Raw genomic sequence first — 23,555 nt, forward strand, 5'->3', positions numbered from 1 at the left:
TATCTTCCCTTCTTAGTTACTTTTTCTATCTAATAGTACAGCTATTAATATAACTATACCTTTAACCATCATTTGATAATATGATGATACATCTAATATATTAAGTGCGTTACTTAATACACCTATTATTAATGCACCAATTATTGTACCACTTATCTTACCTTTTCCTCCAGCGAGCTTAGTACCTCCTAGTACTACTGCTGCTATTGCATCAAGTTCATATCCACTTCCTGCTGTAGGTTGTGCTGAGTATAATCTTGAAGTAATTATTATACCTGCTACTGCTGATAATATACCACTTATTGTATATACCCATATTTTTATTTTATCAGTGTTTATTCCTGATAACTTTGTAGCCTCTTCATTACTTCCTAATGCGTAAGTATATCTACCCATTTTTGTATTTTGAAGTATATAGTAACATAATATAAATACTAATATCATTATTATTGCTGGTGTAGGTATACCAAAAATTGTTCCTCCACCTATTTTACCAAAGTTCATTGCTAGCTCATTACTTCCAAGAGTTATTGGCTTTCCATCTGTAAATACTAATGTTAAACCTTTAAGTACTGTCATAGAAGCAAGTGTTGCTATAAATGGTTGTAATTTACCTTTTGATATTACAAATCCATTCATAAACCCTACTATAGCCCCTGCTAATAATGCAGCTGCTACACCAACAAATATACCTTTCCCAGATACTAATAAGCTTGCACATACAGCTCCACTTAAACCTAATATTGAACCAACTGATAAATCTATTCCACCTGTAAGTATTACAAAAGTCATACCAGCTGCTATTATTGCATTAACTGATGTTTGTCTTAATATATTTAGTATATTTTTTACACTTAAAAATGCTGGATTTAGCATTGATACTATAGCTATTAATAATACTAAGCCTACTAAGCTTTTATATTTAACTAAAATTTCTTTTATGTTTATTTTCTTTTCTGCCTTAACTGACGTTGATGATGTTTCCAATGTTATGCCTCCTTAGCTTCAACTGCACATTTTAATATAGCTTCTTGTGTTGCATTACTGCTATCAAACTCTCCTGTAACACTACCTTGACTTAAAACTAATATTCTATCACTTAGTCCTAATATTTCTGGCATTTCAGAAGATATCATTATTACTGCCTTACCTTGACTTTTAAAGTTATTAACAAGGTCATATATTTCTTTTTTAGCTCCAACATCTACACCTCGAGTAGGTTCATCAAGTATAAGAACATCTGGATCTGTCATAAGAGCCTTTGCTATAGCAACCTTTTGTTGATTACCACCACTTAAGTTTCTTATTAATTGATTTTCACTTGGAGTCTTTATATTCATCTTATTTATATAATCTTTCACTTCATTTAATTCTTTTTTCTTATCTACCTTGAAGAACGAAGAAATTTTATTTAAAGATGATATTGTCATATTTTCCTTTACAGATAAATCTAATATCAATCCATCACCTTTTCTGTCTTCAGAAACATATGCTATTTTATTTTTTAGACCATCTTTAGAGCTTTTGTTATCTATGCTTTTACCATTCACATATATATTTCCACTACTCTTCTTTAAATGACCATATATTGTTTTTGCAAGTTCCGTTCTTCCTGCTCCCATTAATCCTGATATACCAAGTATCTCTCCACCTGCTACCTCAAATGAAACATTATCAACATATTCATTACTTAAGTTATCAACTTTTAAAACAACTTCTCCCTTTTTCATCTCTAACCTTGGAAATTGATCTGTAAGCTTTCTACCTACCATCATTTCTATCATTTTATCTTCATCTAAGTTTACTATTTCTTCTCTACCTACATACTTACCGTCTCTAAGTACAGTTATATAATCACAAATTTCAAATATCTCTTTTAATCTATGTGAAATATAAACTATTGCTTTCCCTTCATTCTTAAGTTCATTTATTACATTAAATAAACTTTCACTTTCTCTATCTGTAAGTGCATCTGTAGGCTCATCCATTATTATTATTTTTGCATCTAATGATAATGCTTTTGCAATTTCAACCATTTGTTGTTCTGCTATGCTTAAGTTTTCTACTAACTCTCTTGAACTAATTTTTACATTTAGTTTTTCAAGTAATTTATCTGCATCCTTATATAACTTCTTAAAATCTATCTTTAAGCCACTCTTTGGCTCACGTCCTAAGAATATATTCTCCCCTATTGATAAATCATGTATTAAATTTAATTCCTGATGAATTATAGCTATACCTTTTTCACCAGCATCTTTTGGTCCTTTTATGTCAGTAAGTTCACCTTTGTAGTAAACTTGACCACCATCTTTTTTATAAACACCACTTAAGATTTTCATAAGTGTTGACTTTCCAGCTCCATTTTCTCCCATTAGAGCCATTACTTTTCCTTCGTAAAGTTCTAAGTTAACCCCATCTAACGCCTTAACTCCTGGGAATTCCTTCACGATGTCCTTCATTTGTAAAATAGGGCTTTTCATTTAAAATACAACTCCTGATTTTAATATTATATTTGCATATGGGCTACATTCACCTGTTCTTATTACTGCCATACTTTCTTTTGTCATATTTTTAAATTCCTCATGACAAACCTTTGTTATCTTTACATTTTCAAAACGCTTTAATATTTCTTCATATATATTTGCGTTCATTTCTTCTATTTCATTAGCTATTATTATTTCTTCAACACATAGCTCTTCTAATACTGCATCCAATGTATCTAAGAAAGTCGGAACTCCATATTTTAGAGCTAAGTCTATTCTATTTACGTTAGATGGTATTGGTAATCCACAGTCACCTATCGTTAAACTATCAGTATGTCCCATTTTCGATATAGTGTACGATATTTCACTATTTATTAATGCTGTCTTTTTCATTATGTCTACTCCCTAAAGTTTTCTACATCTTCTAATGTTGGAAGAGAGCTTTGTGCGCCTTCTTTCATAACACTTAGTGCTCCAACCTTTGATGCAAAGTCCATTGCCTCTTCAATATTTTTTCCATTTGCAAATGCTACTGATAATGCTCCAGTAAAGCTATCTCCTGCTGCTGTAGTATCAACAGCATCAACCTTATAAGCATTTTTAAACATCTGTCTTTCTTTATTTATATATAAACTTCCTTTTGATCCTAACGTAACTATTAATTCTTTAACACCTTTATCTATCATTAACTTAGCAGCTTTGACTATATCATCTTCACAATTTATACTTATTCCACTTAATATTTCTAGCTCAGTTTCATTAGGAGTTAATAAATCAACATTCGCTATTATTTCATCTTCTAACTTAACTGCAGGTGCAGGGTTAAGTATGATATATTTATTTAATTCTTTAGCTTTATTTAGTGCATACTTTATTGTATCTAGTGGTGTCTCAAGTTGTACTACCACTATGTCACTTTCTATCACTGCTTCTATATTATTATCTATATCAGATTCCTTTACCTTGAAATTTGCTCCAGGTGCTACTACTATTGAATTTTCCGCATTTTTATCAACAGTAATCATTGCTACACCTGTAGGACCTTCTTCTATGTGAATGTACTTAGTATTTACATTATCATTTTTAAGTGCATCTATTAATGTTTTTCCGAAGCTATCATTTCCAACTTTACCTATCATATTTACACTTCCACCAAGTCTAGCCATAGCAACTGCTTGATTAGCACCTTTACCTCCAGGTACCTCTTTAAAGTCACTTCCAATTAGAGTTTGACCTCCCTTAGGCATGTTATCAACTTTTACTACTAAGTCCATATTTAAACTTCCAATAACGCATATCTTTTTCATTTATGACCTCCTGATGTATGTATATATAATAAATAGAATATTAAATTTACTTTTATTTTTCTTTATATAGAGTATCATATATATTTTATTAGTGCAACACAATTATGGATTTTGTATACAATTCAATAAAAAAATCACCTTATTAGGTGATTTTTATTAATTTTATTCTATTCTAGCTACAATTAATTCCTTATATATATTTTGTGATTTATATTTAAAATAGTCTTCTTTTGATAATTCGAAAACATGACATTTTATATAATTGTGCCTAATTTTCTTGTCATAAGTTTTAATATATCTAAATCCAAGACTCTGTAATGATTTTCTGGTATATTTATTATCTTCGTAAGTAATAGCCACAAGTTTATTCATATTTAAATAGTCAAATCCATACATTAATGTGCACACAGTTAGTTTAGTAGCTAGATTATCTCCCCAGTACTTTGGATTAATACATATACCGATTTCGCCTTTCATATCTCCTTTTCTGATATTATTAATTCCGATGTTACCTATAACCCTATTATCTTCTTTTGAAAAAATTGCTAAATGACCTATTCTACCTTCCCTATAATTTCTAATAAAAAATGTATTTATAAATCGTCTTGTTTCTTCTACGCTATCATGGGATTTAAAAGGTAGGTATTTAACTACTTTATCTTCCTTATAGTAATCATACATATCCTCTGCATCACTTAATCTTGCAGGTCTTAGTATATACTTATCAGTTTCTACTACTTTCATCTGAGGATATAAATTATCATTCATATTAATCACTTCCTCACATATTTGTTACTATTTATATATGAGAATGAACTAGTCATTGTTAATAAATTTTAGTATTAATATATTATTACTTTTTTAATAAAAAAATGGCTATGTAATATATACATAGCCATTTTTTTATTCATTATTTATTCATCAATTATTTAGTAAAATGTCTTTCTAATAACCCTAAGAATGCCTTACCATGTCTAGCTTCATCTTTACACATTTCATGAACTGTATCATGTATAGCATCTAATCCTAATTCTTTAGCTTTTTTAGCTATTTTTAATTTTCCTTCAGTAGCTCCATATTCAGCTTCTACTCTTGCTTGTAAGTTAGCTTTAGTATCAGCTACTACTACTTCTCCTAATAATTCAGCAAACTTAGCAGCATGTTCTGCTTCTTCAAATGCTATTCTCTTATATGCTTCAGCAACTTCTGGGAAACCTTCTCTATCAGCTTGACGGCTCATAGCTAAGTACATACCAACTTCTGTACATTCTCCAACAAAGTTTGCTCTTAATCCTTCTAATATTTCTTCATCTATACCTTGAGCAACACCTATTCTGTGTTCATCAGCCCAAACCATTTCTCCACTCATTTCATCGAACTTTTCAGCTCCAACTTTACATACAGGACAAAGTTCTGGTGCAGTTTCCCCTTCATGTATATATCCACATACTGTACAAACAAATTTCTTCATTTTTTTCTCCTCCTGATATTTATATATATATATTTTCCAACATTTTCTTTATTTCTATATTAATTATATACCACCAAATTATAACTTTAAACAAAAAAATAAATTTTTTTAATATTTTTTTATGATATAATCAAACGTGACAAAGTCACATATTTTTCCAATTAATTTGTATAGAATATATATATAGATTAAATGAAACAATATATATGTATATCATTATAAACAAGGAGTGTATAATTATGGTAAATGTAATAAACAACGATGCTTTTAAAACAGAAGTAGAATCTTACAACGGTGTAGCAATAGTAGACTTCTTTGCAACTTGGTGTGGACCTTGCAAAATGTTAGCGCCAGTACTAGATGGATTAAGTAACGAAATGGAAGGACAAGCTAAATTTTTAAAAGTTGATATAGATGCAAACTTAGAATTAGCTCGTAAATTTAATATAAGTTCTGTTCCAACTATGATAATATTCAAAGATGGTAAGCCAGTTGATACATTAGTTGGATTTGTTCCAAAAGAAAGTATAGCAGCTAAATTAAAAGCTCAATTATAATAATAAAAAAACTATCTGGATAAATTCCAGATAGTTTTTTTATTATTTACTACTATATAAAGAAGATGCTCCTATTATTCCAGCATCATTACCTAATTTGGCAATAACAATATTGCCAAATTCATATTTTTTGTACAAAACATTTTCTCTTACCATTTCTTTTAATCCATCTAATATTATATCACCTGATTTTGATAGCCCTCCGCCTATTGCAATAATTGAAGGGTCTAGTGTATTTATCAGACTACCTATTCCTTTTGATAAATAATTTTTAAATCTATTTATTACTTCCACTGATAAGCTATCTTTTTCTCTATATCCATCAAAAACCATCTTTGCTGTTAAGTCACTTATATCACCAACATAATTAGTCAATATAGTTTCTCTACCTTCATTTATTAGCTTTTGAGCATACTTTATAATAGCAGTTGCCGAACAGTAAGTTTCAAAGCATCCATTTGTTTTACAATTACAATCATAATAATTTTCTCCAATTACTATATGACCAACCTCTGATGCCATGTTATTTGCACCACTGAAGCATTTACCATTTAGTATTATTCCACCTCCCACTCCTGTTCCAAGAGTTAACATTAAAGAAATATCATGATTTTTCATAGCTCCAAAATTATATTCTGCTAAAGCTGCTACTGTTGCATCATTTTCTGCATAAACTTTAGTACCTTTAAACTTACTTTCTATATTGTTTATAAAATCTATATTGTCCCATCCTAAATTTACACATGTTACTCTTCCATCTTTGCTAATAAAGCTTGGTACCCCAAATCCAATTGACTTTATACTATTTATATTTAAATTATTTTTATTCAGTAATTTATCAATATTCATTTTAATATCTTCTAATACATCTTTAAATCCGCCTTTATTGGTGTCAAATTCAGCTCTATCCATAATTTTACCATTAGTATCTACTATACCAATCTTTATACTAGTACCGCCAATATCTACTCCAATGTTATACATGTCATATCTCCTTCGCTATAAAATATTTCTGTACATATAAAAATAGACTATTTCGATATAAAGAATTATAATTAGTATACCATTTTTTATCTTAAATCTTAGATTGGGGGTATTCCTGCCTAATTGATAAAAATATCTTTGGTTACTTTATTTAATCCTATCATGAAATAGTCTATTTTATTGTATATTAGTTACTACTCTGCATCTTTAAATTGTACACTCTTCCATACATCTGCATATGCCGTTTTGTTTATTTGATAGTTAGTTATTTTTTCTTTTATTAAGAAAGTCTTAGCACCTTGTACTATTGGAACTTTTACTGCATCTTCTTCAACAAATATCTTTTCAGCATCTAATAACATTTGCCATCTAGTAGCTGGGTCATTTTCTACTTTTGCATCAGCCACTAACTTATCGTAAGCTGGGTTATTATAGAAAGCATTGTTTATTGAACTATCACTTACCCATAATTCTAATAGAGCCATTGGATCTGTGTAGTTAAGTCCATATGTACATAAAACCATTTGATAGTTACCTTCATTTTCAAGGTCTAGTCTATTCTTAAATGGAACTTGCTTTATTGATACTTTTAAACCTGGTAAGTTCTTTTCTAATTGAGATTGTAAATATTCTCCATTTTTCTTATCTCCTGCAGAGTCAGTTAATAATAATTCTATATTTATATTTTCACCTAAAGCTTTCTTAGCTTCTTCAAACTCTTTTTGAGCTTCTTCTACATTGAAGTTTACACCTTCATAAGAATCTCTAAAATCCTTTCCATCTGGTCCGAAAGTAAATCCTTTTGGTATTATTCCTGTTGCAACTACAGATCCATTGTTAACAACAGAGTTAACATATTGATCTTTATCTATAGCCATAGATATTGCTCTTCTTAAATTAACATTTGATGCAACTTCATCAGTAACATCAAACTTTAAAGAAGTAGCTGCACTTCCTAAAGTAGACATAAACTCTGGGCTATCTTTATACATTTGAGCATCATCACTTGATAAAGAAACCTTATCTATATCTCCAGCTTCATATAAATTTCTACTTGAAGCTGTATCCTTATTTATTATTATTTCTACTCTTTCAGCATCAACATTTTTTGCATCCCAGTATTCTTCATTCTTAACGAAGTTTAATCCTTCATCAGTTCTCCATTCTTCAATTATAAATGGTCCAAAAGATAATGTAGTGTCTATTGATGTACCAAAAGTTTTTCCTCCTTCTTCTACCTCTTTTACAAAGTCTTCGCTTATTGGGTAGAATGATGGCATTGCAAGTAATGATTCAAAATATGGTACATTTCTTTCAAGTTGTACTTCTAAAGTATACTCATCTATTGCTTTTACTCCTAATTCACTTGGCTGTAATGTTCCTTCAAATATTTGTTTATAATTCTTTATACCCGCATAATCTAAGAATTGAGCTTGCTGAGAACCTACTTTAGGATCTGCTTGTCTCTTCCATGCATATTCAAAGTCTTTTGCATCTACAACATCTCCAGTTTCTACAGGCTTTCCATCTACAGTTTTAAACCACTTAACACCTTCTCTTATCTTAAAAGTATAAGTTAAAGTTTCTTCATTAAATTCATAACTTTCTGCTAATGCATTTATTGGCTGGTCATTTTCATCTAACATGAACAAACCTTCCATAATATTTGCTAATAAATCCTTTGTTGCACCATCATAAGCATGTGTAGGGTCAGTTAATTTTATATCTGAAGTCCATGCTAATTTTAATACATCAACACTATCTCCATTTCCTGCGCTATCCCCACCTGACGAGCTTGAACATCCAACTGTTAATGTCCCAATTAATAGTGATGATACTAATAACATAATACCTTTTCTTCCTAGTTTCATTATGTTGCCCCCTTAAAATAATATTGTTGATAATTTATATGAAAGTTTTTAAGTCACTTAAAAACTCTTCATTCAACTCTTTTAACATTTCTTTAAAAATTCTTGTAGCATTTTCTAAATCATCAAGATGAATGATACTATTATGTGAATGACCATATCTAGTTGGTATACATATTGTCATACCAAATGAACCTTCCTGATTAGAGTGCATTGCACCATTGTCAGTACCACCATTTAGCATAATATCAGTTTGGAAAGGTATATTATTTTCTCTCGCTACTCTTCTTGCTAGACTTACAAGTTTCTTATTTCCTAAACTTGTTGCATCAAGTACCATTATTGCAGGACCCTTCCCAAGTTCTAAAGTTGAGTCATAAGGATCAATCCCTGGAGTATCTCCATAAGCCCCTATATCTATTGCAATAGATATGTCCGGCTTAACTTTGTAAGAAGCTGTTTTACCACCTCTTATCCCCACTTCTTCCTGTACAGTTCCAACTAAATTTAACTCACAAGGCAATTCTTCTTTAGAAATATTTTTTAGTAACTCACTAATTATTGCACAACCTACTCGGTTATCCCACGCTTTTGTAGCTACATATTTTTCATTGCACAGTGGTTTATATGAAGATATTGGAGTTAGAGGGTCCCCTATTTTTATTCCATATTCTTCTAGTTCCTCTTTGGAAGAAACACCAAAGTCTATAAATAAATCAGTGAACTCAATTTCTTTTTTATTCTTCAATACTTTTACAGGCTTGTGACCTATTATGCCTATATATTCTTTATTATCTTCTGTTTTAACAGATACTTCTTGTGTCATTAGCTGAGTTGGGTACCATCCGCCTATAGGTTTGAAATAACAGAATCCTTTATCATCTATATGAGTTATTACAAAACCTATTTGATCTATATGCGCCGCTATCATTACTTTTGGACCATTCTCTTTACCTTTTTTAGTAAAAATAATACTTCCTAATTTATCAAAACTAACTTCATCACAATGATTTTTAAGTTCTTCATACATTACTTTTCTTATTTCCTCTTCATGACCAGAAATAGAATTTGTTTGAGTTAATTTTTCAATATACTGATAATCAAATTTCATATCTTCTCTCCCCGTTTATTTATGCATTTACTATTAATTCTTTTTTATATACTTTTATTTCACTTTCTGATCCATATATAAAGTGACCTGGTTTTATTTCAATCCATTTAGGATCTTCTTTATCGTAATTATGAATGCTTGCATCATATACTATTCTTTTTCTATTTCTTTCATACTCTGGATTAGGTAGTGGTATAGCAGATAACAAAGATTTAGTATATGGATGCAAAGGATTATCATATAGTTCCTCTGCAGTAGCTAATTCAACTAATTTCCCTCTATACATAACACCTATTCTATCTGAAATATACTTAACCATTGAGAGGTCATGAGCTATAAACATATATGTAAGACCTTTCTCTTCCTGAAGTTCTTTCATTAGATTTACAACTTGAGCTTGAATAGAAACATCAAGTGCTGATATTGGCTCATCAGCAATTATAAACTCTGGTTCTACAGCTAGAGCTCGTGCAATACCTATTCTTTGCCTTTGACCTCCTGAGAATTCATGAGGATATCTACTAGCATGGTCTGCGCTTAGTCCTACTGTTTCAAGAAGCTCTACAACTTTTTCTCTTTTTTCTGCACTATCTTTTGCAATGCCATGGACATCTAATCCCTCTCCGATAATATCTTCTACTGTCATTCTAGGATTTAGTGATGCATATGGATCTTGGAATATCATTTGTATATTCTTTTTAAATTGCTTCTTTTCAGCACTAGAATACCTACCTTTTGTATTTTTACCTTTAAATAAAATATCTCCACTTGTTTGATTATAAAGTCCTATTATACTTCTTCCTGTTGTTGACTTTCCTGACCCAGACTCCCCAACTAAGCCGAAAACTTCACCTTTGTATATATTAAAACTAACATTATCAATTGCTTTAACAGTGTTATGTTTATCTATTTTAAAATACTGCTTTAAATTTTTGACTTCTAATAAAACCTCTCTTCTTTCCATGCTCTAAAACCTCCTTATACATTTTTATTTAATTTTGCATCTAATACAGCTTGTGGAGGTATTACCTTTGGAGCCTTTGGATGCAATAGCCATGTTGCTGCATAATGTGTATCACTTATTTTAAACATTGGAGGCTCTTTAACAAAATCTATTTCTAGCGCATATTCGCTACGATATGCAAATGCATCACCTACTGGTGGATTAAGTAGATCAGGTGGTGTTCCTGGTATATTGTAAAGCTTTGAATCTTTACTATCTAAGTTAGGCATTGATGCTATTAATCCCCATGTATAAGGATGCTTAGGTTCATAGAATATTTCATCTGTAGTTCCTATTTCTACAATCTTACCTGCATACATTACAGCAACTCTATCAGCTACATTTGCTACAACTCCCAAATCATGAGTTATAAATATTATGGATACACCTGTTTTTACTTGTATATCCTTTATTAACTCTAATATCTGAGCTTGTATTGTAACATCAAGGGCTGTAGTTGGCTCATCAGCTATTAATATTTTTGGATTACATGCTAATGCTATAGCTATTACAATACGCTGTCTCATTCCCCCTGAGAATTGATGGGGATATTGCTTATATCTTTTCTCTGCCATTGTTATTCCAACTAATTCTATAAGCTCTATAGCTTTTACTTTTGCATCTGCCTTAGATAGCCCCTGATGCTTTATAATTCCCTCTGAAATTTGTTTACCTATTGTCATAGTTGGATTAAGAGAAGTCATAGGATCTTGGAATATCATCGCAATATCCTTACCTCTTATTTCTTGTATCTCTGGTTTACTTAATTTTATTAAATCTTTTTTGTCAAATATTATTTCTCCACTTTCTATTATTCCGTTTTTTGCAAGTATTCCCATTAGAGCCTTAGTAGAAACTGACTTACCAGAACCAGATTCACCAACTATAGAAAGAGTCTCTCCTTTTTTAAGGTCAAATGTTACGCCTCTTACTGCTTTTACTTTTCCTGCATGTGTTTCAAATGATATTCCTAAATTTTTTACTGATAGTAACGTCTCCATTTTAAGCCCTCCTCCTATTTATTACGCATTTTTGGATCTAATGCATCTCTTAATCCATCTGCTAGCAGATTGAAACTAAGCATTAGTACACTAATTATTGTTGCTGGTACTATAAGTAGATAAGGTGCTGAAAACATTGTTTGGAATCCATCATTTACTAACACTCCAAGAGAAGCACTAGGAGCAGGTAGTCCAAGGCCTATAAATGCTAAGAATGCTTCGTAGAATATTGCATTTGGTATTGTAAACATTATCATTACAACAATTTGTCCAATAGTATTTGGTATTAAATGTTTTGATATAATCTTTTTATGTGAAACTCCCAATGTTTGAGCTGCCATAACAAATTCTTGTTCTTTTAACTTTAAAACTTGGGCTCTAACTATTCTACTCATTCCTATCCAACCTGTTATAGCAATGGATAATCCTATTGGGAAAATTCCCGGATCAAATGCTAGTATGAATAATATTACTACTACTAACCCTGGTATTCCAGCAATAATTTCTGAGAATCTTTGCATAAGCATATCAACCTTGCCACCAAAATAACCTGATATACCACCATAAGTAACTCCTATTAGGAAGTCTACTAGTGCTGCTATACATGCAATCAATAATGATATCCTTACACCACACCATATTCTAGTCCATACATCTCTACCTAAATCATCTGTTCCAAAATAAAAATATTCATCCTCTATTCCTCTTTGTTCATATACATCTACACCTCTAAGTTCTCCATCAAAGAATTCACCAATCACTGGAATATTTTCTAAAACTGGTACCCTCGGTGGAAGTTTAGAATATACTGCAAATGGTTCTAACTGTTGTGAATAAGTATATTTACTAACTACTGGAGCAATAAGCGCCGTAGCAACAATTAAAGTTATCATAAACATACCTACTATAGCTGCCTTATTTTTTAATAATCTAACTCTAACATCTTCCCAAAATGTTAGTGAAGGTCTATCTATTTTTTCATGATTTTGACTATTACGTCCTACAAGACTAAAAAGTTGGTCGTCAAGTTCTTCTATGTCTTCTATATTTTCTACATAATCTCTCATTAACTCTTCCCTCCTGCAACTCTTATTCTCGGGTCAATTATTCCGTATAGTATATCAACTATGAATAATGCAAGTAGATATAATATAGAATAGAACATTGCTACCCCCACTATTACAAAATAATCATTAGTTAATATTCCGTCTACTAGTAATGATCCTACCCCAGGAACTGAGAATATCCTTTCAATAACTGTCGATCCTGTTAGTAATCCTACCGTCATTGGTCCAACTATTGTTATTACAGGTGTAAGTGCATTTCTTATGGCGTGTTTAAGTATTACTGAACTTGTTTTTATACCTTTTGCTTCTGCAAGTAATACGAAATCTGATCCTAATACTTCTATTAATTCTGTTCTCATAAATCTAGCTATTGTTGCTATTACTCCAACTGAAAGTGCTATTGTTGGTAAGATACTTGATACAAATGGATTACTTCTTGAGTATACTACTGAGAAGAACTCAGAGTTAACGCCTAGTGTTGATTGCAACAGTATCGCAAATATAAAGGATGGCACCGAGATTCCAAGCACTGCTACAACAGTTGATGCATAATCCCATACAGTATTTCTCTTTAGTGCTGCTATTACCCCTATTAATATACCAATACAGGAACCTAATAGAAGAGCTTGCGTTCCTATTTTAACAGTTGTTGGAAGTCTTTCAGCTATTAGTGTTGTTACTTCTTTCTTAGTTTGGAATGATTGCCCTAAATCCCCTTTTAAAATATTCCCCATATATCTAGCATACTGAGTAAATATTCCATCATTTAATCCATAATTTTCTTCTAATATCTCTATTTGTTCCTTACTTAGTTGATCATCATTAAATGGTGATCCTGGCATAAGTCTTATTAGGAAAAATGTTGCTGTTACTACAATAAATAAAGTAAGTAACATAAACATGAATCTTTTCACAATATATTTAAGCACTTCTATCCCTCCATATTTTTTGAATTATTTTCCGATGCTATTAAATGCTCTTTCTATATCCTCAATTAATATATCTGTATCTTCTAATCCAACATAAATTCTTATAAGATTTTTATTAATATTAGTAGCTTTTAATCCTTCTTCATTATTTCCATAATTAGGTGTAATAATTAAACTTTCGAATCCTCCCCAGCTAACACCTAGTTTAAATGATTTTAAGCTGTTCATAAAAGTTCTAACCTCATCATATGAGCTAAAATCAACTTCTACACTGAATAAACTTGAGTAACCATTCATTTGTTTTTCATATAGTTCTTTTTGCTTTCCATCTAGGCAAAGAGGGTGATTTATTTTCTTAACTTTGTTTTGAACTTTTAAAGCTTCAATTACTTTTTTTACACTTCTTTGTTGATAATCCATTCTTTGCGGTAAAGTTCTTAACCCTCTTATCACTAACCATGCGTCAAATGGGCTAAGCGCACCTCCTCCAAACTGATGTCCGATTTCAAATATCTTATCAACCATTTCATAGTTTCCTATAACTGCTCCAGCAACAGTATCACTATGTCCACCTATGTACTTTGTACATGAATGTAGCACTAAATCTATGCCCATAGTTAAAGGCTTTTGATTAAGTGGAGTAGACCAAGTATTATCTATAGCAGTTATAATACCGTTTTCCTTAGCTATATTAGAAACCACTTTAAGGTCAAGTATTTGCATATTCATAGTAGAAGGACTTTCCACATATATTAGCTTTGTATTTTCTTTAATATGATTTTTTATTTCTAAAGCATCTTCAACGAACACGTTGTTATGTTCAACACCAAACTTTTCTAAAATTTTTGTATAAGCTAATGCTGGTCCATATACGTTATTTACGAATAAAACGTGATCTTTACTTTCTAGTATCGTAAATAATGTTGAGCTAATGGCAGCCATCCCAGATGCAAAGCACTTACACTTTTCTCCTCTTTCAAGCTCTGCTAACTTTTTTTCTAAAATTTCTGTAGTAGGATTTACCCCTCTAGTGTATACATAATGATTTCTTTCTGCTGTTATCCCCTCTAGGAACTTATCCCAATTTTCAAAAGCAAACAATGATGTCTGAACAATTGGCGGTGCCACAGCTCCAAAATATTTATTATGATCTTCACCATGATATATACATATCTCTGAATCTCTTTTAAACTCTTTCATTTTTAACTCCCCTCTTGATAGAAATAATTTTAAAGTCTTCCCTTTTCTTAAATTCATTATAAAATATAAGTCATTTTACTTCCTTCTCCTTTTTGTCTACTTAAAGGACATTTCAAGGAAAAAGTTTCCACAAACAAAAAAAGTTGTCTCTCTCGAGACAACTTTTTTGTTTTATCTATTTTACTTGGTTTTGTTTTATCAGTCTATTTCTATATAATATGTTAGATATAGCTATAAATATAGAACCTGCTGCTATACCACATAAGTACGCTAAGAAATTTTCAGCAAAAGGCCAAGCCCATATTGCCGATTCAGGGAAAGTCTGAACAGCCCCCATACTAATTGCTACTAAGACACCTATTATAGTTCCAATTATATTTATAGGAATTACAAAATGAGGCATTTCTAATGCAAAAGGAAGACCTCCTTCTGATATTCCCATTATTCCTAACCATAAAGCATTTTTACCACTTTGATAAAGTCTACTATCAAATACTTTTTTACCTATTAATTTTTCATCTATTATTGTACTAAGTCCCAATCCAATTGATGGTATGACTACAGCTAAAGTTCTGGCTGTTACAGGAAAAATACCATCCATGTATAAACCCATACAAACGACACCTGAAACCTTATTAATAGGTCCTCCCAAATCAAATGTGGTTGCTATAGCCATAAGAATAGAGTAAATATATTCATTATAATGCTTAGTATTTTCTAGTAATACTCTTACAAACTCTCCCACATAAGCAATTATTGGATTTATTACAAATATCATTAATAATATACATATAATAAGCCCTATAGTTGGAACGATTAAATGCACTTTTAAAGAAATATTTTGCCTATTTACCTTTATTTTTTCATTCAGGTATTTTACAACATAGCCAATTATAAGTGAAATAATTAAAGCACCTAAAAAACCAGATGGCGTTAATTTTATTACATCCACAGTTTCACTTTTATAAACTAAAGTAGTTATTGGATTATTAGCAATAAACCCTCCAACAATTCCTAATATTAGTGCGTTCTTTCCACCTATTGAATTAGCAGTAAAGCCTGCAAAAATAGGCGTTGCAATTTGAAATAATATATTTCTAAACTGTTGAAGCAAATAGGTTACATTTATAATGGCTAATATAAATTTAGTATTTTCTCCATTATTAAGTAGTTTTATTGCTTCTTCAGTTGTTGTTACTCCTAGAGTAAGCATTGGTATTATTTGTTCAAAAGCTCTAACAATGCTAAACAATACTAAAATAGGTACCATATATGACATACCTGTTAAAACATGCTTTATTATTTCAAAATCATTATTTTTTTGTGTTTTAATATTCACTTGTTGATCGTATTCTGATGTGTTCCTAATGACCCTTTTCTTTATTGACATTTTAATCCCCTATCAAAATAATAATTAATGCTAATAACCCTTATTATCCTATACTCCCAGGTCTTGTTCTATCTCCCTAATAATAGAAACTGGATTACTAATTACATCCTTTGGATTAATTTCATATACTTCATGACCTTCAAATCTCCACATATTTTCAGGTGTGATTGAAACTGCATGTATAATAATATCAGCACTTTTTATATCTTCTAAATTCAATTCGTTACTAATACCATCTGCACCTTGAGTTTCAACTTTTATTTCATACCCTAGTTCTTCACAAGTTTGTTCTAGTGCTTCTGCTGCCATAAATGTATGTGCTAATCCCATTGAACAAGCACATACTGCAATTATTTTTTTCATTATATTTACCCCTTCCATACTAACTACATAATGCGCTTTCAATTAAATTATATATAGTGTCTTTATCTTTACTATTTGATAGTAAATTTTTATAGTCCTTATTTACCAGTTTTCTAGATAAATTAGAAAGTAATTTAATATGTAAATTTGAATCTACCTCTTTAGGCGCCAGTATAGAAATAATTACATTAACTTCTTCATCTTTCTCCCAATAAAACTCTTTCTCAGGTTTAATTATAACTAGTGTTACTTTATTAATATAATCACTTTTTATATGAGGTATTGCTATTCCAAGTCCTACATTTGTACTACATTCATTTTCACGATTTAATAATTCTTTATATATTATCTCTTCATTTTCACATATTCCTAAGCTTTTTGCAACTTCAGAAATGTTTAAAAGTGCATCTTCTTTTCTTTTAATATCTATGTCAATTAATATGCTATCCATATTTAATATTGCTACCATTTGTTTTATCTCCTTTTTAGCTTATGGTGTCAACAAGCTTATTAAAATCTTTTAAATTAATTATGCTTTTTACCCCACCTATGTCCTTAATAAAATTGTATAAGTGCCTAAATACAGGAGCATTTTGTTTTTGATTTTTATTTAGAAATACCATAAAAACTAGTTGCACTTCTTGTTTTTCCCAAATTATTGGCTTTTCTAGTACACCTACCCCTATTATAGAGTCCACATCTTCATCAATTATTGCGTGAGGTATAGCAACTAGGTTTCCCGTTTCAGTACTTCCCGAAATTTCTCTATCAATTATTTTCTTCATGGATGATTCTGATATGTAATTTCTTTCTATCATTTTCTTCCCCATAATATCTATTACTTCTTCCTTTGATGATGCGTCTATACAGAAGAATGCATCACCATCAAACATACTAGCAAGTATTCTTCTCCTCTCGTTTCCCTCATTTATCCTTGTTTTGATATTTTCTATCATTTCCTCAGAAAATACGTTATTTACATGAATCACTTCTTTTTTTATATTTTTTAACTGAACAGTTGATATAATTAAGTCTACATTTTCATTTAATGCAAGATCTAAGTATTTTGCTGGATAAACTCCAATGATATTTATTTCATTCATAGTTTGTTTTAATTTTTCTGCAATCAATTGCCCTGTACCAATCCCATAGTGGCATATAATACATATATTTTTCGCATTTGATTTCTTAATTCTTTCTGTTGCCACAGCAAAATGTATTGCAATATAAGATTTTTCTTCTTCTCTAATATCTATATTAAACTCTTTTTCTATATTTTTTGAAATAAAGTTAGCCAAATTTAATTCCATTGGAAAGCTATTTTTAACTTGAAACGTATGAGGATTATTTAATCTTACCTTATCAAAAACTCTATTTATAAGTCTTTTCATATGCATTGATACTAGCTTTATAAACTCTTTATCATGTTTATAATCTATACCTGATATTAAGTAAATATCTTCTAGAGAACTATTTATTATTGATTTTACCCTTTTCTCTATTTCACAACTTTCAAACTTATTTAGATGACTGCAAACATAAAACAATTCTCTTTCATCAAAGTCAATATTTAACTTTATACCTACTTCTTTCAATATATCATTAATTAATATAAAATCATCATCTTCAAAAGTTTTTTTATCATCCTTGTGATACTTTTTACTTCTTCTTATTCTAGCTAAAGATATGATGATTTTCGAAAGAATAAGATTAAAATCCTTGTCAGAAATAACACTATTTTCATCTTTTAATCTATTTATAATAATATTTTCTATTATGGTTATTTCTTTTGTATAAATATTATCTATTTCTGCGCTAATATTTTCGCTTGCTGTAACTTTTATAACATAGTCTAGCATTAATTGTCTTATTGCTTCTTCTGATCCTTCAATATAACTTCCATAACATGGCTTAGATTTAATGCCTAATTTATATTCTTTAAGTATTTTCTTTACTTTAGAAAATACCTTATTTGTAGATGCTATGCTTAGACATAGCCTTTCTGCAATTTCTTCAATACTAATAGATTCATTATTGATTAACAAGCTAATAAATAACTCTATTCTCTTTTCTATAGAATCTTCATTTAATTCATCTAAAAAGCTTTGAGAAATATTATATAAGTGATCAATATCTTTTTTACTACCTTCAATAATATAACCTAATCCCCTTGATGATACTATATTAACATTGTAATTTTTAATATCATGGTTAATATCACTCATAGCTCTTTTTATTGTCTTGGTAGATACATCTAATATATTGCTTAACTCATTTGAAGTAGTATATCCTTCTTTTTTACATAGATGATTTATGATAATAGAGCCTTTTTTCGTTAACATTGTATTCCCCCCAATATAACCATTATAATAATATATTAAAATATTTTTATATTAGTGTATATACCCAATCTGTCTATATTAGGGACATATTGTATTCTCACTAAAAATTCGCTTCGCTCATGTCGCCAACGACTTCGTCCGTTGCTCAAAATCTTTTTTACGCTCAAAACCAGTTTATTGATATTACTTAGGTTCAGAAGTTATCCTCATAATTTGAAGTATTATACTATCCTCAAGCGTAAAAAAAGTGTAAAAAATATATTGCATAAATATGCATATATTTTTTACACCTTAATTTTATACTTGAATTGTTAATATATCTAAATTATTATCTTCTTTTTCTTCAAACCTTAAAGAAAACGTTATCCTGCAATCTTCATGAGATGCTTCTTGTAAACACTTTGCAACCTGTTGTATCAACCTAAAAGCTTGGTTATAGTTCATTTTATCCTTCGGAGCTTTTGCATTTATTATTATTTTCTTAGACATCTTCTGTCTACTTCTTGATACCACACTTTTAATAACCTTAGATTTAATATCTTCTAATAAATCTTCTTCATTTATATTAGTTATACTAATTTGCATACTATTATTACAGTCTTCAAATAGCCACTGAATATCTTCATAATCCAAATTACAACTACATGGTGACATAATATTTTCTAAAAACATATCAATTATTAAGTTTATTATTTCATATTCATCACCAATTTTATAAGGATCATTCTTGCATATGTTAATTACTGGTCCGACACTTCTATTAATCTTTTTTATAAAGAATTTGCTATCACTTTCTTTAGTAGCAGACTTTTTATCTGTCTGTATTATTACTGGCAATACTAAACTATTATTTTGTTTGGATATCTTTCCAAACTCCAATAAAGTATGAAGAGATACTAAATCACTATCCTCACATATTACTACTACAAGCTTTTCATCTTTTATTAAAGAATTAAGCACTTCTCCTTTTTTCCCAATTGTATCAATTAATTCGAAAAAATCACACTTACACCACCAACACCACTCGTATATATCATTTGCATAATTTATATGTTCTTTTATCTTAGGATTGTTATTAACACCTTTAATATCTATTGTAGCTAGATTAATATAGTCCTTTTTGTTTTGGGATATTTTATTTACTAGCTCAATACCCTTATGTCCTAGGCCTATAAATTTTATAGAATTTATATTATCAACAATTCTTCTTCCCTGAACACTTTTCATTAATCATCCTCCTTAATATAAATTTGATGAATATTAAGTATTTCAGTAATTCTCTAATCTGTTACAATCTTCTTTAGTTTAAAGCTATATTAATGGTTAATTATATTCTTATTATCTATAATAGTTTCGTTATTTTTGTCCTAAGTATAATAATTACATGCTTTTATTTTATAATACTAATATTATCCTGCAATTGTCAACCATGCATACAGTATTTTTCTAAATTTTCTGATAATTTTATTTTTGTCAATTTCCTTTCTTTTTATAAACAATAATAAAAGGAGATATTTATTTTTATTTTAAATATCTCCTTTTATATCTATTAATTTTACTTACTTTCTATCCGCCAACTTGATACATCTTTCTAGATGTTTGACTTTTACCTAATTCATTTAAGTTATGTTCTTTCGGCTTTGATTTTATTGTTTTCTCAATGAAGTTTATAAATTCTTCATCACTAGTTAAATAAGGTTTTATATCGATTTCCTCTTCGGAATGTAAACATAACTTAAGATTACCTTCTGATGTAAGCCTAATTCTATTGCATTTACTGCAGAAAGAACAGCTCATCGGTGTTATTATTCCTATTCTTCCTTTAGCACCTTTTATCTTGTAGTAATCTGCTACACTTTTTTCATTACTTTTATATTCTTCAAGATTGTTTAATTCGTTTATTTTATCTCTTAGATTTATATAACCTTTTTCGAATATTTTCTCTCCTTGCCCAATAGGCATTAGCTCTATAAACCTAACATCAATCTTATTACCTTTAGTTATATTTATCAATTCTTCAAATTCACTGTCATTCATTCCATTTATAAATACACAGTTTATTTTGATTTTTATATTTAATTCTAAACATTTATTAATTGATCTTAATACTTTCTTTAAGTCTCCACCACCAGTTATCTTTTTGTACTTTTCTTCATCGAAAGAATCTAAGCTAATATTAATGTTAGTAAGTCCACTTTCTTTAAGCTCTTCTATTTCATCACATAAATTTATTCCATTAGTAGTTATAGCTATTTCCTCTACATTACATTCTTTACTTGCATATTCTATTAATTCTTTTAGGTGGCTATACATTAATGGTTCGCCGCCTGTAAACCTTATTTTATTTATACCCATTTTTGCAAAGTTTTTTATTATTTTCTTATAATCTTCAAAACTAATAACTTCATTAATATAGTCGTCTTCAATATTCATATCTTGTGGCATACAATAGATACATCTTAAATTGCATTTTTCTGTTAAAGATATTCTTAAGTAATCTATCTCTCTCCCATAATTATCAACCATTTAATACTTCAACTCCATTTAATATTCTTATTATTTCGCCAATGTTGTCTAAATTGTATCCACCTAAAGCATGGACTTTTGCTTTAAAAGAATCCTTATTTATAGTTTCTAATAAATACTTAATATAATCTGATTCTAGCATTTTTTCTTTTAGTAATAAATCATATTCTTCCTCACAAACTGGTATAAAATCAAGGTCAAATACCTTTGCTGCTGAATATACCCCTAAGCCACAGTCTGCATCTCCATTTTGGATTGCTTTTGCTAAAGACATGTGTGTTGATTCTTCTCTTTCATACCCTAATATTTGGCTCTTTTTTATATTTTCTTTTTTTAGTAGATGATCAAATAGTATTCTAGTACCTGAGCCTTTTTGCCTATTAATATATCTTACATTAACTAAATCCGAAACATTTTTTATATTTAAAGGATTTCCCTTTTTTACTATAATCCCTTGAGTTCTTTTAACTAATTTTATTAATACGCTATCTTCATCTATATACTTATATATATAAGGTATGTTATAGTTCTCACTATCTATATCAAACAAATGTATTGGAGCAATATGGCTTTCATCTTTTTTTATAGAAAGTAAACCTTGAAAACTTCCAACATGTGTAGAGCTTAATTTTATATTTCCAAAATGTGTTTTTGTAAGTTCATCATTAATAATATCCATAACTAAATCATGACTTCCTATTGATACAATAGTATTTTTTATATATTCTATATCTTTTAGTAATTCTACCTCTACTACTGATCCGTCTTCTAGTCCCTCTACATTTTGAGGAATTCTTAAAACTCCATCTGCATGTACTAGACTAGTAATAGTTCCAGCACCTCTCTTTATAGGTGTTACAATATATTTATTATCAACAAATCCTAGTTTAACTCTAATAAATTCTTCATATTTTAAAGAACTCATTACTCTTTTTGTTAAAACAGCATTTATTTTTTCCTTAGGCTTTATACTTTTGTAGTTCATATTTCTAACCACTGGTTTTACTATATTTTCCATAACAACCCATGCAGATACTGGATACCCAGGTATACCTACTACAGGCTTTCCTTTAACTTGTCCTAAAATAGCTGGCTTTCCTGGCTTTATAGCTAAACCATGAATTAAAACTTCACCTATTTCTTCTATAATATCATATGTAAAATCTTCTCTTCCTTGAGATGACCCTGCATTAATTAACACCATATCACATTCATCTAAAGCTTTTAATACACTTGATTTTATTTTTTCATAATTATCTTCCACTATTGGATACCTTACAGGCTTTGCTTCATATTCCAATACTAGTCCTTCAAATAGCCTAGAATTAAATTCAATTATATCACCTATTTGTGGAGTTTTATCTCTATCTATAAGTTCTGTCCCTGTTGGTATAATACCCACCTTAAATTCCTTAAAAACTTTTACTTTATCTATTTTTGCACTTATCATAGAACCAATATCCTGAGGTCTTATATTATGGAAGCTAGGTATTATCATTTCATTTTCAACTATGTCCTCTCCAAGGCATCTAATATGTTGCCATGGCATTGCTGGTTTATATATTTTAGCTAAACCATTTTCTTTTTCTAATACATCTTCAATCATTATTACCGCGTCAAATTCCCTTGGTATTGGATCTCCTGTATCTACTTCTATATAATCTATATTCTCCTTTAATGTCAATATATTTGAATCATTTGCATTAAATGTATTTTCAGCTTTTACCGCTATACCATCCATAGCAGAACAATTATAAAAAGGTGCAGATAAGTTTGCATAAATGGCTTCGCTTGTCATTCTATTTAGTGAATCTTCAACATCTATATACTCTTCTTGTCTATTTTTATAATTTCCTAAAGTCTTAATATACTTGTTTATCCCCTCTTCTAGAGGTATATTTGTTAGATATTTCCCCATTTTTTCTCCCCTTCAGTCCAATCTTTCTTCATATA

The 23,555-nt window shown here is 29.7% G+C and carries 22 protein-coding genes; 1 reads left to right on the forward strand and 21 read right to left on the reverse strand.

Going from position 1 to position 23,555, the window contains the following annotated elements; genetic code table 11:
- Window positions 1-12 precede the first annotated feature (12 nt).
- The 6 genes from rbsC to ACI48P_RS00130 all read right to left on the reverse strand — a co-directional run bounded on the left by rbsC (window position 13) and on the right by ACI48P_RS00130 (window position 5,261).
- Complete coding sequence (gene rbsC, locus ACI48P_RS00105) at window positions 13-987, reverse strand: ribose ABC transporter permease (RefSeq protein ID WP_475212246.1); 975 nt, start codon at window positions 985-987, stop codon at window positions 13-15.
- A 2-nt stretch (window positions 988-989) separates the two neighbouring features.
- Entirely contained in the window at window positions 990-2,480 is a 1,491-nt protein-coding gene (gene rbsA / locus ACI48P_RS00110) for a ribose ABC transporter ATP-binding protein RbsA (protein ID WP_475212248.1), read from the reverse strand.
- Window positions 2,481-2,876, reverse strand: a complete 396-nt coding sequence (rbsD, locus tag ACI48P_RS00115; RefSeq protein WP_475212250.1) for a D-ribose pyranase — start codon at window positions 2,874-2,876, stop codon at window positions 2,481-2,483.
- A gap of 5 nt (window positions 2,877-2,881) precedes the next feature.
- A complete protein-coding gene (rbsK, locus tag ACI48P_RS00120; RefSeq protein ID WP_475212251.1) occupies window positions 2,882-3,790 on the reverse strand; it encodes a ribokinase in 909 nt (302 codons plus the stop codon).
- Window positions 3,791-3,952: 162 nt separating this feature from the next.
- Window positions 3,953-4,558, reverse strand: coding sequence for a GNAT family N-acetyltransferase (locus ACI48P_RS00125; protein ID WP_475212253.1), 606 nt, complete (start codon window positions 4,556-4,558; stop codon window positions 3,953-3,955).
- A gap of 157 nt (window positions 4,559-4,715) precedes the next feature.
- Entirely contained in the window at window positions 4,716-5,261 is a 546-nt protein-coding gene (locus ACI48P_RS00130; protein WP_475212255.1) for an NADH peroxidase, read from the reverse strand.
- 239 nt (window positions 5,262-5,500) lie between these two features.
- On the opposite strand from ACI48P_RS00130, the gene trxA reads away from it, so the two are divergent.
- Complete coding sequence (trxA, locus tag ACI48P_RS00135; RefSeq protein ID WP_475212257.1) at window positions 5,501-5,818, forward strand: thioredoxin; 318 nt, start codon at window positions 5,501-5,503, stop codon at window positions 5,816-5,818.
- Window positions 5,819-5,860: 42 nt separating this feature from the next.
- Here trxA and ACI48P_RS00140 read toward each other — a convergent pair whose 3' ends face one another.
- The 15 genes from ACI48P_RS00140 to ACI48P_RS00210 form a co-directional block, all read right to left on the reverse strand.
- Window positions 5,861-6,802 carry an ROK family protein gene (locus tag ACI48P_RS00140; protein ID WP_475212259.1) on the reverse strand — a complete coding sequence of 314 codons (942 nt, stop codon included), beginning with the start codon at window positions 6,800-6,802 and terminating at the stop codon, window positions 5,861-5,863.
- Between the two features lie 194 nt (window positions 6,803-6,996).
- Window positions 6,997-8,673, reverse strand: a complete 1,677-nt coding sequence (locus tag ACI48P_RS00145; protein ID WP_475212261.1) for a peptide ABC transporter substrate-binding protein — start codon at window positions 8,671-8,673, stop codon at window positions 6,997-6,999.
- Window positions 8,674-8,707: 34 nt separating this feature from the next.
- Window positions 8,708-9,781 (reverse strand): M42 family metallopeptidase, encoded by a 1,074-nt coding sequence (locus tag ACI48P_RS00150; protein WP_475212263.1) that lies wholly within the window; start codon window positions 9,779-9,781, stop codon window positions 8,708-8,710.
- 19 nt (window positions 9,782-9,800) lie between these two features.
- On the reverse strand, window positions 9,801-10,745 hold the full coding sequence (locus tag ACI48P_RS00155) for an ABC transporter ATP-binding protein (protein WP_475212265.1): 945 nt from the start codon (window positions 10,743-10,745) through the stop codon (window positions 9,801-9,803).
- A 14-nt stretch (window positions 10,746-10,759) separates the two neighbouring features.
- Window positions 10,760-11,785: an ABC transporter ATP-binding protein gene (locus ACI48P_RS00160; protein ID WP_475212267.1), complete on the reverse strand. Its 1,026-nt coding sequence runs from the start codon at window positions 11,783-11,785 to the stop codon at window positions 10,760-10,762.
- Window positions 11,786-11,799: 14 nt separating this feature from the next.
- Window positions 11,800-12,852 (reverse strand): oligopeptide ABC transporter permease, encoded by a 1,053-nt coding sequence (gene opp3C, locus ACI48P_RS00165; protein ID WP_475212269.1) that lies wholly within the window; start codon window positions 12,850-12,852, stop codon window positions 11,800-11,802.
- On the reverse strand, window positions 12,852-13,781 hold the full coding sequence (locus ACI48P_RS00170; protein WP_475212270.1) for an ABC transporter permease: 930 nt from the start codon (window positions 13,779-13,781) through the stop codon (window positions 12,852-12,854). Before ACI48P_RS00170 ends, opp3C begins: the two co-directional genes overlap by 1 nt.
- Window positions 13,782-13,805: 24 nt before the next feature.
- Entirely contained in the window at window positions 13,806-14,981 is a 1,176-nt protein-coding gene (locus tag ACI48P_RS00175; protein WP_475212272.1) for a trans-sulfuration enzyme family protein, read from the reverse strand.
- Between the two features lie 175 nt (window positions 14,982-15,156).
- Entirely contained in the window at window positions 15,157-16,371 is a 1,215-nt protein-coding gene (locus tag ACI48P_RS00180; RefSeq protein ID WP_475212274.1) for a PTS transporter subunit EIIC, read from the reverse strand.
- Between the two features lie 48 nt (window positions 16,372-16,419).
- A complete protein-coding gene (locus ACI48P_RS00185; protein ID WP_475212275.1) occupies window positions 16,420-16,734 on the reverse strand; it encodes a PTS fructose transporter subunit IIB in 315 nt (104 codons plus the stop codon).
- Between the two features lie 19 nt (window positions 16,735-16,753).
- Complete coding sequence (locus tag ACI48P_RS00190; RefSeq protein ID WP_475212277.1) at window positions 16,754-17,203, reverse strand: PTS sugar transporter subunit IIA; 450 nt, start codon at window positions 17,201-17,203, stop codon at window positions 16,754-16,756.
- Between the two features lie 16 nt (window positions 17,204-17,219).
- Window positions 17,220-19,076, reverse strand: coding sequence for a BglG family transcription antiterminator (locus ACI48P_RS00195; protein WP_475212279.1), 1,857 nt, complete (start codon window positions 19,074-19,076; stop codon window positions 17,220-17,222).
- Between the two features lie 297 nt (window positions 19,077-19,373).
- Window positions 19,374-20,303, reverse strand: coding sequence for a hypothetical protein (locus tag ACI48P_RS00200; RefSeq protein ID WP_475212281.1), 930 nt, complete (start codon window positions 20,301-20,303; stop codon window positions 19,374-19,376).
- A 339-nt stretch (window positions 20,304-20,642) separates the two neighbouring features.
- Window positions 20,643-21,602, reverse strand: a complete 960-nt coding sequence (moaA, locus tag ACI48P_RS00205; RefSeq protein WP_475212283.1) for a GTP 3',8-cyclase MoaA — start codon at window positions 21,600-21,602, stop codon at window positions 20,643-20,645.
- Window positions 21,595-23,520 (reverse strand): molybdopterin biosynthesis protein, encoded by a 1,926-nt coding sequence (locus ACI48P_RS00210; RefSeq protein ID WP_475212285.1) that lies wholly within the window; start codon window positions 23,518-23,520, stop codon window positions 21,595-21,597. Before ACI48P_RS00210 ends, moaA begins: the two co-directional genes overlap by 8 nt.
- Between the last annotated feature and the right edge of the window lie 35 nt (window positions 23,521-23,555).

Source organism: Romboutsia sp. LXY-2 (assembly GCF_056171995.1).